This is a genomic window from Adlercreutzia sp. ZJ242 (assembly GCF_011038995.1).
Taxonomy (GTDB): Bacteria; Actinomycetota; Coriobacteriia; order Coriobacteriales; family Eggerthellaceae; genus CAAEEV01.
This window is the reverse complement of sequence record NZ_JAAKEE010000022.1, coordinates 1-13,511: the sequence shown is the minus strand read 5'-3', so window position 1 is coordinate 13,511 and position 13,511 is coordinate 1. Positions and strand designations below refer to the sequence as shown.

The 13,511-nt window shown below is 65.7% G+C and carries 11 protein-coding genes; 4 read left to right on the top strand and 7 right to left on the bottom strand.

What is annotated here, in order from left to right:
* Positions 1–56: 56 nt before the first annotated feature.
* Complete coding sequence (locus tag G7Y49_RS06850) at positions 57–2,258, bottom strand: FtsX-like permease family protein (RefSeq protein ID WP_165172340.1); 2,202 nt, start codon at positions 2,256–2,258, stop codon at positions 57–59.
* Positions 2,248–3,126: an ABC transporter ATP-binding protein gene (locus tag G7Y49_RS06845; RefSeq protein ID WP_165172338.1), complete on the bottom strand. Its 879-nt coding sequence runs from the start codon at positions 3,124–3,126 to the stop codon at positions 2,248–2,250. Before G7Y49_RS06845 ends, G7Y49_RS06850 begins: the two co-directional genes overlap by 11 nt.
* Before the next feature lie 232 nt (positions 3,127–3,358).
* Here G7Y49_RS06845 and G7Y49_RS06840 point away from each other — a divergent pair, with 232 nt between their 5' ends.
* The gene (locus tag G7Y49_RS06840) at positions 3,359–4,246 is read left to right on the top strand and encodes a Fic family protein (protein ID WP_165172336.1); all 888 of its coding nucleotides are present in this window, start codon (positions 3,359–3,361) and stop codon (positions 4,244–4,246) included.
* 30 nt (positions 4,247–4,276) lie between these two features.
* On the opposite strand, the gene G7Y49_RS06835 is transcribed toward G7Y49_RS06840, so the two are convergent.
* From G7Y49_RS06835 to G7Y49_RS06820, 4 genes are all read right to left on the bottom strand, one after another.
* Positions 4,277–5,356, bottom strand: coding sequence for a HAMP domain-containing sensor histidine kinase (locus G7Y49_RS06835; RefSeq protein ID WP_165172334.1), 1,080 nt, complete (start codon positions 5,354–5,356; stop codon positions 4,277–4,279).
* Between the two features lie 588 nt (positions 5,357–5,944).
* Positions 5,945–6,853, bottom strand: a complete 909-nt coding sequence (locus G7Y49_RS06830) for a DMT family transporter (protein ID WP_165172332.1) — start codon at positions 6,851–6,853, stop codon at positions 5,945–5,947.
* A gap of 271 nt (positions 6,854–7,124) precedes the next feature.
* Positions 7,125–7,544, bottom strand: a complete 420-nt coding sequence (locus tag G7Y49_RS06825; protein ID WP_165172330.1) for a hypothetical protein — start codon at positions 7,542–7,544, stop codon at positions 7,125–7,127.
* 2 nt (positions 7,545–7,546) lie between these two features.
* Positions 7,547–9,955: a molybdopterin-dependent oxidoreductase gene (locus G7Y49_RS06820; protein WP_165172328.1), complete on the bottom strand. Its 2,409-nt coding sequence runs from the start codon at positions 9,953–9,955 to the stop codon at positions 7,547–7,549.
* 215 nt (positions 9,956–10,170) lie between these two features.
* Here G7Y49_RS06820 and G7Y49_RS06815 point away from each other — a divergent pair, with 215 nt between their 5' ends.
* The gene (locus G7Y49_RS06815) at positions 10,171–11,043 is read left to right on the top strand and encodes a MarR family winged helix-turn-helix transcriptional regulator (protein WP_165172326.1); all 873 of its coding nucleotides are present in this window, start codon (positions 10,171–10,173) and stop codon (positions 11,041–11,043) included.
* 12 nt (positions 11,044–11,055) lie between these two features.
* Here G7Y49_RS06815 and G7Y49_RS06810 read toward each other — a convergent pair whose 3' ends face one another.
* Positions 11,056–11,727, bottom strand: coding sequence for a response regulator transcription factor (locus tag G7Y49_RS06810; protein ID WP_165172324.1), 672 nt, complete (start codon positions 11,725–11,727; stop codon positions 11,056–11,058).
* Positions 11,728–12,179: 452 nt separating this feature from the next.
* On the opposite strand from G7Y49_RS06810, the gene G7Y49_RS06805 reads away from it, so the two are divergent.
* Together G7Y49_RS06805 and G7Y49_RS06800 are read left to right on the top strand one after the other, a co-directional pair.
* Positions 12,180–12,671: a PH domain-containing protein gene (locus G7Y49_RS06805; protein WP_165172322.1), complete on the top strand. Its 492-nt coding sequence runs from the start codon at positions 12,180–12,182 to the stop codon at positions 12,669–12,671.
* Between the two features lies 1 nt (position 12,672).
* A partial coding sequence (locus tag G7Y49_RS06800) for a PH domain-containing protein (protein ID WP_241157310.1) occupies positions 12,673–13,511 on the top strand: 839 nt, incomplete at its 3' end.

The window sequence follows — 13,511 nt, the reverse complement described above, 5'->3', positions numbered from 1 at the left end:
TCTACCCCATGGGGGCTTCTTCCGCGTTCCTGCGGGCTTGGCGCCGCACTTTCCCCCTACCCGCGGATGGCTTGCCTCATGATGCCTTTGCTGGCGAAGTAGGTGATCAGCAGGTAGCCGCCGTAGATGACGAGCGTGAACCCGGCTGCCATCATGATGGGGCCTTGCACGGGCACGCCGAGCGCCTCGAACAGCGTGGTCGACATCACGCCGATGGCGCACGCGGAGTGGCACACCGCCAGGGCCAGCGGCGCCAGGAAGTACACGAGCACCTGCGTGAACAGCGAGCGGTTGAGCGCGCGCTCGTCGCAGCCGAGCTTCGCGAGCAGGCGGTAGCGCTGCTGCGAGTCAGCCGCCTCCGAGAGCTGCTGGATGGCCAGGATGGCGGCGGTGGCCACGAGGAAGATGAAGCCGACGTAGAGCGCCAGGTACGTGATCATCATGCGCAGCCCGTCCGCCTGCGAGCTCATCTCGGCCTTGGTGTACGTGGTCGACGCCGGCCACAGCCCGGGCTGGAAGGAGTAGGCGTCGTCGGCGTACGTGTAGCTGGTCTCGAGGTCCGAGGGCGAGCCCTTCGGGAGCGCGATCGCCAGCCCCTCGGCGAGCGCCTCGTCGCCCTCGGTGGCGCTCAGGCCGTCGGCGTACGTGAGGTTCAGGTAGCTCGTCATCGGGATGGCGCCGCCGGCGCGCAGCTCGGACACCGCCTGGTCAGGCACGACGAACACGAGCGCAGTGGCCGTCATGGCGTTGTCGGAGAACTGCACGTCGAGGATCTCATCCTGGATCCGCAGGTCATGCCCGAGGATGCTCGCGACCTTCCCCTTCTCGATGAACGCATGTGCCAGCTCGTCGGTTGCGTCCATGTTGTTGGCCAGCGCGCACTCGTCGTCAGCCAGCGTGATCGGGTCCGCGCCCGTCATCGCGCGCAGCGCGTTCAGCTGGGAGACGCCCACCACCTGGATGTTCGAGCTCTTGATGTTCTCCTCGTTCAAGACGGTGGAGAGCTCCACGTCTGCCGCGGCCTCCATGAGCGGCGCGTACGTTGAGCCGGGCACTTCCCAGTAGTCGATCTGCGCGCTTTCCTTCACGAAGTCATCCCAGGCGGGGTTCGCGTCGCGCAGCTTCGCCTCGATGTCCCAGCCGTAAGCTGTGCCGTCGGCGTACGTCGCGGGGTGCTCCGCGGCCATGCTCTCGGCGCGCGCGGTGAGGCTTTCGGACGCGGGGTGCACGAGGTCGGTCTCCTCCTCGTAGTACACGTCGGCGCGGATGGTGGCGTCGTAGGGCGCTGCCTTCTCCATGCCGCCGCAGAACACCTCGATGAGGCCCATGCCCGTGGAGAACGTGGTGATCGACAGGAACAGCAGCACGCAGACCACCCACAGCGACACGAACGCCGTGTTCACCTTGCTTGCGATCTGGCGCACGGTGAACGGCACGAGCCCGCGCAGGTACGCGCCGCGCGCCCGCGTGACCACGGCGATCGCGAACCCCGCGAGCGACCAGAAGAACACGAGCGTCCCCGCCAGCATGAGCACGGTCGCCCATGCGAACTTCGGGTCTTCCAAGTAGACCATGCCGTTCTCGATGAGCAGGCGGTACGCCACGGCCAGGACGCCCGCTGACGCCACGAACGCGGCCAGGCACACCCAGGGGTTGCGCACGGGCATCCGCTCGCTGCGCACGTTGGCGCTCAAGAGGTCGATCAGCTTGTAGCGGCGCACCGTGAGCAGGTTGAACAGCGCCACCACCACGTAGATGGCCACGAAGCACAGGAGCGTCATGAGAAGCGCCGTGCTCGAGAACACGAACTGGTAGTGCGTCATCGGGATGGTGAACAGCGCCGCTGTGGCGAACGAGAGCGCCTGGGACAGCAGGACGCCGCAGACCAGGCCCACGGCGAGCGAGATGAGGCCCACGAGCACCGTCTCGTACAGCACGATGCGCGACACCTCGCCCGGGCCCATGCCCAGCGTGAGGTAGATGCCGAACTCGTGCTTGCGCCGCTTGATGAGGAAGCGGTTCGCGTATACGATGAGGAACCCGAGCACGAACGCGATGACCACCGAGAACGTGCCGAGCAGCTCCTGGGTCACCTCGAAGGCGCTCGCGTCGGCGCCCTCGATGCTGAACAGGATCTTCTGGCTTCCGATGGAGTTGAACGCGTAGAACACCGCCACGCCGAACACGAGGGTCACGAAGTAGATGGCGTAGTCCCTCACCGAGCGGCGGATGTTGCGCGCGGCGAGCTTAAGCAGCATGGCTCGCGTCACCTCCCAGAAACGCGATGACCTCCATGATGCGGTTGAAGAACTGCTCGCGCGCCATGTCGCCGCGGCGGATCTCGTTGAACAAGGTGCCGTCCTTGATGAACAGCACGCGGTTGGTGAACGACGCGGCGAACGCGTCATGCGTGACCATCATGATGGTGGCGCCCATGTCGCGGTTCATGAGGTCGAGCGTCTCGAGCATGATCTGGGCGTTGCGCGAGTCGAGGGCGCCGGTGGGCTCGTCGGCGAGCACGAGCTTGGGGTCGCTCACGATGGCGCGCGCCGCCGCCACGCGCTGGCGCTGCCCGCCCGACATCTGGTGGGGGTACTTCTTGAGCACGCCCTCCACGCTGAGCGAGCGCGCGACCGACTCCACGCGCGCGGGGATGGAGGAGGGGGCGTCGTGCTTGATGGTGAGCGCGAGCGCGATGTTCTCGTAGCCCGTGAGCGTGTCGAGCAGGTTGGAGTCCTGGAAGATGAAGCCCAGGTCGTCGCGGCGGAACTTCGCCAGCGCGCGCTTGGAGAGGCCGGTGATGTCGCGCCCGTCCACGAGGATGTGGCCGCCGGTGGGCTTGTCGATGGTGGAGACGCAGTTCAGAAGCGTGGTCTTGCCCGATCCTGACGGGCCCATGATGCCGACGAACTCGCCGGCCTCCACGTCGAAGCTCACGCCGGCGAGCGCGTGGGTGACCGAGTCGCGCGAGCCGAACACCTTCTCGATGTGGCGCACGCTCAGGATGGGCGCGCCGACGCCCCGGCCCGAGCCTCCGCTCGCGTGGGCGCCCGTGCCGTAGTTGCTGCGGGAGAAAGCCGCCGACCCGAGCGTTGCGGCCGACGGCGTTGCGAATGTCTCGCTCATTGTGAGATGCCTCCTTTTCTCGGGGATGCTCTCATCTTACGGACGCGCCCGCAAGGCATCCATCGAACCCGCTTACGGTTAGCTTACAGCTTTGTTAGGCGAGCAGGGAGGGAGATGGCGTGCGGCGATGGGAAGGGGAACGAGGAGCGCTGCGTCCGTCTGCCTTCTGCGACGGGAGGCGTTTCGTGGTAAGGTGGGTCCGTTGGGTTCCCGAGAGAAATGATGGGCGGCCATGACGGCTGAAGGTCTGGACAGCTTCGCATACGAGCCCGCTCGCTCACGCGAGTCGGAAGCGGCGCGGCGCCATTACTGGGCCGTGGCAATCGGCTTGCAGCGCGTTGACGGCCTGGAGGTTTCCCCCTACGTGCGCGAAGCGGCCGCCGGCTATGTGAGCGGCGAGCGCACCCTCGAGGAAACGGGGCGGCTCGTGCGCGCTTACCACAACGCCGCCGCCCATGCTGACACACGCGAAGCCGACCTGGTGGCCCAGCGCATCGCCGAGCTCCTGGCGGCTGCGCCTTTCTGCCTTGCGCCCGATATGCTGGTGGAAGTGCACCGCTACCTGTTCCAAGACCTCGACCCCGCGGTGTACCATCCCGGCGAGTTCAAGGCCGAGCGCATGGTGAAGCAGGAGGACATCCTGAACGGCGACAGCGTTCTGTACGCCGACCCTCTCGTCTACGACATGGCCCTCAAGGGCGCGTTCGCCACGGAGCAGGGAAGGCTCTACACCGCCTTGGAACGCGACGAGCTTGCCAGCTTCTGCCACTTCGTCGCGTTCCTCTGGCAGGTTCACCCCTTCTACGAGGGCAATACGCGCACGGTGGCGGTGTTCTCGGCGCTCTATCTCAACCACCTGGGATTTGACGTGTCGAGGGAGCCCTTCGAAAGCAGCGCCCTCTACTTTCGCGACGCCCTCGTGCGCGCCATGTACCGCAACGCCGCTGCCGGCATCTTCCCCGACGAGTCGTTTTTGGCGGCCTTCTTCGAGAACGCCCTGGGGCGCGGGCGTCACGCCCTCAATCGCGAGGACCTCGTCTGCACGGCTCTCTTCGACGCTCCGAGCCTCATCCGCAACGTCGATCCTGCCAGCGCCCTCGACAAGCGAAACCTGCCCTAGCCGCCGTTGCCTCTGCAAGCGCCTCTTCCCTCACCCGTCGAAGCGCCACGGGGACGGGTGCTCGCTCAGGGCGCGGCGGCGGTCATGGGGGAAGGCGAAGAGCACGCGCGTGCCGACGCCCTCCTCGCTGGCCAGGCCCACGCCGAGGCCCATGCGCGCGCACATGACGGCCACGAGGTAGAGCCCCATGCCGGTGGCCGAGCCCTGGGCGCGCCCCACGCTGCCGGTGAACCCGCGGTCGAACACGCGCGGCACGTCGGCGGCGGGGATGCCGCAGCCGTCGTCACGCACCTCGAGCACCGTGCGCTCGCGCGGCGTGCCGGGCTCCTCCTCGCGCGCCGAGAACGTGATGGCGTGCGCGCCGTACTTCGCCGCGTTGGTGATCACCTGCCCGAGCATGAACGTGAGCCACGGCTCGTCGGCGAGCACGGACGTCTCCTCGGGGACCTGCACGCGCAGCTCCACGCCGCGCTCGATGAGGAAGTGGGTGTTCTTGCGGCATGCCGCGCGCACCGCGGAGGCCAGGTTGAGCTCGCGGATGGCGTAGTCGTTGGAGACGGAGGTTGAGCGCGCGGAGTAGAGCGCCTGGTCAACCTGCGCCTCGATGCGCTCGAGCTCGCCTTTGAGCTTCGTGGCCTGCTGGCCGTGCATGCTCGCGAGCATGAGCTTCGCGGCGGCGATGGGCGTCTTGATCTCGTGGATCCACAGCTCGATGTACTCGCGGTGCGCCTGCGCCTGCTCGCGCTCGGCGGCGTTCTCGCTGTTCGCCACGTTGGCGAGCTGGTCGGTGACGTGGTAGAGAATGCGGCCCTCGAGGAACGCGGGCTCCTCCACGAGCGAGGTGAACTGCCCGACCTGCCCGATCTGCACGACGAACTCAGCCGCGTCGCGGTAGTGCCGCGCCCGCCGCGCGAAGTCGCTGACGAAGAGGACGATCAGGCAGGTTGCCACGAAGCCCGTCACCAGCAGGCAGGCGTGCGCCCCGATGCCGAGGATCGCCAGCATGCAGGCCATTCCCGCCAGGCAGAACACCCCGATGAGCAGCGCCGCCCACCGGTCGCGCGCATAGGCGGCGAACGTGAAGCGGGGGATGTCGGCGGCGTCGGGCATGGGGGCAGGTCCTCTCTCGATGCCTCCAAGGATAGCGCATCTGCCGGAAAAGGGCGCGCGATGACGCCTTGCTTGCAGTTTTGTAAGGGAGGTGTCTGCCCTGCGACGAGGCGTAGCTGGTTGGCGGGTCAGCGGGTTTCATGCCGTTTCGGTCATTGTGGACGAAACGGCCTTCGCCGGCTTGCCCGTCGTCCCGCTTGCCGGTTGCCCCACCTGCTGGTTGTTCCACCTGTCGGTTGCCCCACCTGCTGGTTGTCCCACCTGCCGGTGCTGACGACGTTACCGACAACGGCGCTTTTCCATCCACCCCTCAGGCGATCCTGGATGAAAAGGGGCCGTTATCGGCGATTTCCCGAGAAAAGTGGATGCGAAAGCGCCGTTGTCGGTGGTTTTCGGGGCTCGAATCGCCGATAACGGGCATTTTCCATCCATCTTTTTAGAAGCATGGATGAAAAGAGGGCGTTGTCGGTGTTCCGAGGGCCTTGAGGACTTCGAGGGTTTCGAGAATTTCGAGGGCCTTGAGCTCAAAGGACCCCGAGGCAAGCGGACGACCCGAATGAAGCAGCTCTCGGCGGTGCGTTCGGCGGGTCAGCGGGGCTTCTTGTCCTTCGCCAGCAGCGGCGCTATGGTGATGACCGCGATGCTGGCGACGATGAGGCACGAGCCGATGCCCTGCCCCAAGGTCAGCGTCTCCCCGAGCACGAGGAATGCGATGATCAGCGAGAACGGCGTCTCGCTGATGCCGATGAGGGACGACTTCGTCCCGCCGATGCGCTTGATCGCCTCGATGTAGATGAAGATGGGGAGGATGGTGGCGAACAGCGCCATCAGGGCGCCCAGCATGAGCTGGTACGCGTCGAGGTCGAGCAGCCCTGGAAGGGACGGGGCGAAGACGATGCAGGAGGCCAGCAGGCTCGTCCAAGACAGCGTGAAGGTGACGGTCAGGGGGCTCTCGGAGCGGCCGGTCTTCTGGATGAGGATGGTGTAGGCGGCGAACGCCACGCAGGAGACGATGCCGAACAGGATGCCGAGCGCATCCAGCGTGACCTCGCCTGCCGCCACCCCCGACACCATCGCAAGGCCGCTGATGGCCAGCACGAACGCGACGACGGTGGAGACGCTGAGCCGCTCCTTGAAGACGAACAGGCTGGCCACGGCAACCACGGCTGGGTAGGCGTAGAAGATCACCGTGGTCATGCCGGCGGTCAGGCGCTCGACGGTGAAGAAGTAGAAGATCGAGCTGATGTAGAAGAACACGGCCTGAAGGTACACCGAGGGCTGTCGGCTTACGAACGCCTGCCGCTTCCAGATGAGCATGAAGATTCCCAGCAGCACCGTTGCGAAGAAGAAGCGGAGGATGACCGATTGCTGCGCATTGAGGCCGGTCGCGTAGACGAGCTTTCCGAAGATGCCGAGCGTGGAGTAGAGGACGGCTTGCAGTATCGCGAGGCCGTACCCTACGACCGCCGACCCCGCTTTGCCGTCTCTGCCTTGCAAAGAGCCTCCTTAGCTTGAATGCGCACCCGCTCATGCGGCCGCCCGCTTCTCAAAACGAAGGATACACCATGATCGACGGCCGACAGGAGAGAGCCTGCCCGTCCTGCGACGAAATAGCGCTCCCGAACGCGGGGGCAGCGGGCGAGAGCAACGAGGTGAGATCTGGACGCTCAGGGACAGCGGCTACGCGCCGGAGGCCTCTGCGTGAAAAAGGCGGCGCCCTTTGGGGAAGGGCGCCACCACATCTGCGAACTTTCTGCTAGGCAAGCTCTCAGATGATCTCGCGATCAGCCGATGCGTAGATCACGTCCTCGCGGGAGTTCTCCCATCGGGGAAGCTGGAAGATGCGGCTTCCGCGCTCGCGGCAAGCCTCGATCTTGCCTTCAACCTCCTCGCCCCAGCTCAGCGCTTTGTTCGGGCACATGCCCACGCAGTAGGGGGCGCGGCCCTCGGCGGTGCGGTCGGCGCACTTGACGCAGTGCTTGGAGTAGATGGGCATCCAGCTCATGCGCAGGTCAGGCCACGTGCCGGAGGGGCGGTCGATGCCCTCGCCCGAGCCGTTGGTGCGAACGGCGACGAAGTATTGTCCGTCCTTCAGGTTGTTGCCGGTCATGCAGGATAGGGCGCAGGTCCAGCAACCGGTGCAGCGAAGCAGATCGACGAATATGGTGCTCTCTTTGATCTCTGCCATGACTACTCTGCCTCCTCCTCGTTCTCGCTGTCCTCGATTTTGCGAATGTCACAAGCGCAGTCCCAGATCGTGTCCCAGGCGCCGGCCATGCCGCTGTAGGCGCCGCCCAGCAGCGGGCCGACGGCGCAGTCGGCGACGGTGCAGTCCCACCAGAACTCGGCCGCCTTGTCGATGGTGTCCTTCTCTCCCAGGGGAACCAGCAGCTCGGAGTACATGCCGCCGTCCTCGAAGGCGCGCTTGCGCCAGCCGAACCAAACCTGGATGGTCCCCGGAGGCATGGCGTTGTCTATGCGCATCTCCACGATGCAGTGGCCGCGGTCGTTGAACACCTCGCATTTGTCACCGTCTTTGATGCCCTCGCGCTTTGCATCGACGGGGTTGATGCGCCCGGTAGGCTTCCCTCCGGAGAGCTCGGCCATCACCGGATCGTCGGTGAACATGGACTGCATGAAGAAGCGTTGGCGGCCGCTGAAGAACTGGTAGGGGAACTTGGACGTGCCCTCGCGCTCGGTCTTGAGCGTGGGAACCTCGTAGGGCTCATGGTAGAAGGCCATGGGAACGCCGATGGTTGCCAGGCGGCTCGAGTAGAACTCCATGTGGCCGGTGGGCGTGGGGAACTTCATTCCCAGGAAAGGATCCCACGGAACAGGCGGTACGGCGGCCCGGATGATCTTCTCCTCCTTCAGGCGCTCGACGGTCACCTTGGGCTCGATGTTGGCGATGAACGGAGACTGGCTGTCCAGGCGGATGGCGATCCAGTCCTCTGCCTCCATGCCCTCGAAGTACTTGCCGAAGCCCAGGCGGCAACCGAGCTCGCGGTAGATGTAGCTGGGATCCTTCGCCTCCCCCTTCGGCTCGACCGCTGGCTCCTGCAGCACGATGTGGTTGTACTGGGCGGCTGCGATCAGCTCAGTGCGCTCGAAGGGCATGCAGGCGGGCAGCACGTAGTCGGCGTACTCGCCGGTGTCGGTCATCCATATGTCTATGTCGACGATGAGCTCCATCTGCGGGAAGGTGTCCTCGATCCAACGGGAGCGGTTGGGGCAGTTGTGGACCGGGTTGCCTGACACGTTCAGGAACGCCTTGTACTTGCCCTTCTTCACGTCCTCGAAGTAGTCGGCCTGCTTCACGTAATGGGCCTTGTCGTTCTCGCGGCCCTCGGGGTAGACGATGGGCAGGTTGTTGAAGAGCAGCGGGAAGCCGCAGGGCTGAATCTCGGAGGTCACGCCGCCGCACGGCTTGCCGAGGTTGCCCGTGAGCATGCCGAGCAGGTAAAACGCGCGATACGCGTCGCCTTGGTTCTGGTAGCGGAGCCCCAGGGCTCCCACGATGAAGGCGGGACGGTGGGAGGAGTACTCCTCGCCCAGCTTGACGGCGTCGTGCGCGGGAACGCCGGTGATGGACTCCTGGTACTCCGGCGTGTAGGTGCTCAGGTGGTCTTTGAGCATCTGGAACGCGGGCCTGACGTCTTTGCCGTCGATCTGGTAGGTGCCCTCGAGCGCCGGCTTGCCGGGGTACTCCTCCTGGCCGCGCTCAGCGACCTTCATCTGGCCGGCTTCCTCGTCGAACCAGTAGAACTTGCCGTCCTCGGGCTGAGCGTACAGCCCGCTCTCCACATCGACCATCAGGGGGGCGACGGTGTATTTGATCAAGTAGGGCTCGTCGTACTCCTTGCGCTGCACGATCTGGTTCGCCATGCACAGGGCCAGCGCCGTGTCAGAGCCGGGCTTGACCGGGATGAACCAGTCGGCGTAGCCGGCCGTGCCGTCGAACAGCAAGCCCACGTCAACGATCTTGGCTCCACGTGACTTGGCTTCGACGATGTGCTTGGCTACGCGCTGCTGGTTCTCGACGGGGTTGCCGCCCCATACGATGATGTACTGGGAGCCGTCGAACTTGACGGGGTCGATCATCATGTACTTGTAAAACTCGCCCAGGTCGAAGTAGCTGGAGTAGTACGGGCCGTTGTCGAGGCCATACGCGTTCAAGGGGTCAGTACCGCCCCACAGGCAGTTCAGGCGCTCGCCAAGCAGGCTGTCCAGACCTTGCGACGGAGGCAGCGACGTGGTGATGTTCCAGAACGTGACGGATTCGGCGCCGTACTTCTCGCGAATGTCGAGCAGCTTCTCGGCGATCTCGTCGAGCGCCTCGTCCCAGCTGATGCGCTTCCACTTTCCCTCTCCGCGCTCGCCGGCGCGCTTGAGGGGGTAGAGCAGACGATCATCGGCGTACACTTGACGCCAAGACATGATGCCCTTCTGGCAGATGTGGCCCTCGCCGGCTTCGGCGCCCTGGTAGTCGATGTGCTCGGTGCGAACGATCTCGCCGTCTTTGGTGATGGTCTTGATGGCGCAAAACTCATGGTCGCCCCAGCCAGGGCAGGCTGTGCAAACCCACTTCTCCTCTGACATGGCTTGCCTCCTCTCGTTTGAGACCGCCATGCCTCGGTTGGCTGCGTGTCGGCTGCCAGAAAAGCCGACATGCTCCTCCCGAACGCGCTGACGGTCTTTCGTCGGATATAAGGATAAAGCCGTGAAAAGGGGATATGGAGAAAAGAGAACCTAGATTGATCAAGTAGATTCTCGTAAAATGAGGCATTATCCAAACTACTTGAGACGAGGCAGCCATGCTTGCCAACGAGGGTCACTCCGATTGGATCACCACCGTCGTTCTGCTCAGCCGCGCAGCGGGTGCAATCGTTCACGAGCGCGCGGGGATCTCCATGACCCAGTACCGCATCTTGCTGCGCCTCATCATGTCCGAAGGCAGCCGCACCGTCAGCTCGTTGGCTCAGGACCTGGACCTCGCCACGTCTACCGTGACGCTCAACATCAACGACCTGGAGTCCCGCAAGGCGGTCAAGCGACGCTACAGCAAGAGCGACCGGCGCGTGGTGCACGTGGAGCTCGGCGAGAAGGGACGGCATCTAGTTGAGCTGGCGGATCCGTCGATCCACGCCCTGGCCCATGAGTTCTGGTCGGTGTACACGGCTGACGAGCTCGAGCTTACGTTCAAGGACTCGGCCAACACCGCCATTGCGCATCGCCTGGCCTATCAGAAGGGCGGCGAGCTCTCCGTGGAGAACGCGTACGTGGATGCCAGCTTGGTCATGATGAACGCGTTGAGTCGGCACATGCGTCGTGCGAACATATCCCTCAACGAGTACCGCATCCTGTATCTGCTGAGCACGAGCCCCAGCGGCATGCGGCCGTCGGATGTTTGCAACACGCTGCTTCTGCGCTCGAACGAGGTTGCCGTGGCAGCGGAGAAGCTCGAGCGGCATGGCCGCGTCACGCGGGTCCGCAGCTCGGCTGATCGTCGCGTAAACCTGCTCGTCATCACCGAAGACGGCCTCGGGAAGCTCGAGCGCATGACGCCGGGGATCGTGGATACCTTCCGAACCGACATCTGCGATTTGGAGGACGGGGCGTTCGAGCGCTATGACTCCATCAGCCGGAAGGTGCTGGCGCTCAACCGCGGCAAGCACCTGATGGGCTGAGGGGCGCGGGCCCTACACCATGTAGCCTTGGCCGCGGCGGGTGACGAGGAAGGTGTCGGGAACGCCGAGGTGGCCGAGCGTCTTGCGCAGGCGGTTCACGTTCACGGTGAGCGTGTTGTCGTCGATGAACGCGTCGGACTCCCACAAGTCGCACATGATCTCGGTGCGCGAGATCACGAGCCCGGGGTTGCGCATGAGGATGTGCAGGATCTTCAGCTCGTTGCGCGTGAGCTCGGCCTGCTTGCCCTCGAACGACACCGCGCCCGCGCCCACGTCGAGCGTGACGCCCTTGTGCTCTATCCTGAGGCTGGCCGCTCCCGCCGAGCTGCGGCGCAAAAGCGACTGGATGCGCGCGATGAGCACCGCGGGGCTGTAGGGCTTGCACACGTAGTCGTCGGCGCCGAGGTTCATGCCCATGACCTCGTCGAACTCGCTGTTCGAGGAGGTGAGCATGATGATGGGCACGCTTGAGCGCGCGCGGATGTCGCGGCAGACGGTGTGCCCGTCGGTGCCGGGAAGCTTCAGGTCGAGCACCACGCAGTCGGGGTTGGTCGCGAGCGCGTCGGCTGCGGCGTGCGTGAACTGCTCGCAGCAGCGCGCCTCGAATCCCGAGAGCTCCAGCAGGTGGGCCAGCTCGCGGCGCAGCGCCGCGTCGTCCTCGATGATGTATATCCGGCTGGTCATGGGAACCTCCTGGTCAAGCTGCGTCGCGCGACGGGCAGCGTCCGCGGATGGCGCGGAACAGCGGAACAGCCGAACAGCGGGACAGCCGGTTCCGGTCTGCCGTCGCCTGCCGCCCCTGCGGTGAGCGCTCGCGCGACGTGACGCCTCGGCGTCTTCGCCATTGTAGCGCGCGGGGAAGCTCCGAGAAGACCAGCTCCCGTGAACCTTGCAAAACCGTAAGGGGAAGGGGCCGCGGCGCCCGCTGCCGAAGGGTGCCTCGGCCTCAAGGGGGTTTTCGCGCTGCGGTTCTTTACCTCAACTGCTTTCGAGAATGTCGGATGCGGCGTCGAGGCGGGAGAGGATATGTCACAATGGGAGCCGACAGAATCTGAAGGAGCCTTCGCTTTCCAGCCGGCGCACGTGCGCGGCGAAGCGTTTCGGACAGGGTAGTACGTGAAGAAGAAGGAGTGACCATGCGGGAGATGCCAGCTCATCAGCTGAACCCCAAGATCAAGATGGTGTGGCGAATCAGCGACGGGCTGTGGATCGCCGTGTGCTTCCTCGTGTGCTTCGTGCCGTTCGCCATCGCCGCGGCCGTTGACCCCGATGCCGGGTGGGCGCTCATGGTGCTCGCCGTGGTGGCTGCGGGGTTCGTGGCGCTCGCCGTGCTGTTCCTGGTGGTGCTGCCGCCCATTCGCTACGCGCGCTGGCGCTACGAGCTCTCCGACGACTACCTCGACATCGCGCGCGGCATCATCTGGCGCAAGCGCTTCATCATCCCGTTCATCCGCGTGCAGAATACCGACACGCGCCAGGGGCCCATCCTGCGCGCGTTCGGGCTGTCGAGCGTGACGGTGGCCACGGCGGCGGGCGAGCACGAGATCCCCGGCCTCGGCAACGAGGAGGCCGAGCTCCTGCGCGACCGCGCCGCCGAGCTCGCCCGCATCGCGCGGGAGGACGTGTAGCATGGACTCGCGCAATCCTCGTCAGCAGCCTTACGGCGCCGCGCCCCAGCCGGACGTGCCCCAGCAGGGGGCGCCCGTGTATGCGGCGCCCGAAGCACCTGCGGTCACGCCGCCCGCATACGCCGCGTCTGGAGCCCCTGCGGCCGTCCCGCCCGCGTACGCCGCGCCCCAGCAGGGCGTGCCCCAGCCGGGGGCGCCCGCGCCCGGCGAGCTGCAGAAGCACCACGTGCACCACAGCTATATCTGGCTCGGCTCCATCCGCACGGCGCTCGCCGTCTTGCTCGCCGTCATGGTCGCCTCCCTCTCGAGCGTCATAAGCTTCATCGCGGGCGCGAGCGAGGGCGCCCCAGCTGAGGACGCCTTCGCTGCGACGATCGCCATCGCCGCGACGGTGGCGGGCGTGGTCGTGCTCATCGGCGCGCTCGCGGCCTACCAGCTCGTCTCCTACAAGCACCTCTACTTCATGCTCTCGGCTGACGAGTTCAACCTGCACAGCGGCATCATCAACAAGAAGCGCGTGCACGTGCCCTACCAGCGCGTCCAGTCGGTCGACCAGCGCGCGAGCCTGCTGCAGCGGCTCTTCGGCGTGTGCACGGTGTCCATCGACACGGCGGGCGGGGCGTCGAACAAGGCCGTCCAGGTGCCCTACCTCACCAAGCAGCAGGCCGAGTGGCTGCGCGTCGAGCTGTTCTCCCGCAAGCGCGCGGCGCTCATGGGCGCGCAGGGCGTCCCCGGCGCCTCTGCGGGCGTCGCCGCGGGTGCCGTGCCGCCAGCCGCCGCCGCGACCCCCGCGGTCCCCGTTCCCGGCGCGGCGCCGGCCCGCGTCGCCCCCGCCTCCGG

Excerpts from the sequence above, each read along its gene's own strand:
- G7Y49_RS06850 (WP_165172340.1), bottom strand. The coding sequence starts at position 2,258 with ATGCTGCTTAAGCTCGCCGCGCGCAACATCCGCCGCTCGGTGAGGGAC.
- G7Y49_RS06845 (WP_165172338.1), bottom strand. The coding sequence starts at position 3,126 with ATGAGCGAGACATTCGCAACGCCGTCGGCCGCAACGCTCGGGTCGGCG.
- G7Y49_RS06840 (WP_165172336.1), top strand. The coding sequence starts at position 3,359 with ATGACGGCTGAAGGTCTGGACAGCTTCGCATACGAGCCCGCTCGCTCA.
- G7Y49_RS06835 (WP_165172334.1), bottom strand. The coding sequence starts at position 5,356 with ATGCCCGACGCCGCCGACATCCCCCGCTTCACGTTCGCCGCCTATGCG.
- G7Y49_RS06825 (WP_165172330.1), bottom strand. The coding sequence starts at position 7,544 with ATGGCAGAGATCAAAGAGAGCACCATATTCGTCGATCTGCTTCGCTGC.
- G7Y49_RS06820 (WP_165172328.1), bottom strand. The coding sequence starts at position 9,955 with ATGTCAGAGGAGAAGTGGGTTTGCACAGCCTGCCCTGGCTGGGGCGAC.
- G7Y49_RS06815 (WP_165172326.1), top strand. The coding sequence starts at position 10,171 with ATGCTTGCCAACGAGGGTCACTCCGATTGGATCACCACCGTCGTTCTG.
- G7Y49_RS06810 (WP_165172324.1), bottom strand. The coding sequence starts at position 11,727 with ATGACCAGCCGGATATACATCATCGAGGACGACGCGGCGCTGCGCCGC.
- G7Y49_RS06805 (WP_165172322.1), top strand. The coding sequence starts at position 12,180 with ATGCGGGAGATGCCAGCTCATCAGCTGAACCCCAAGATCAAGATGGTG.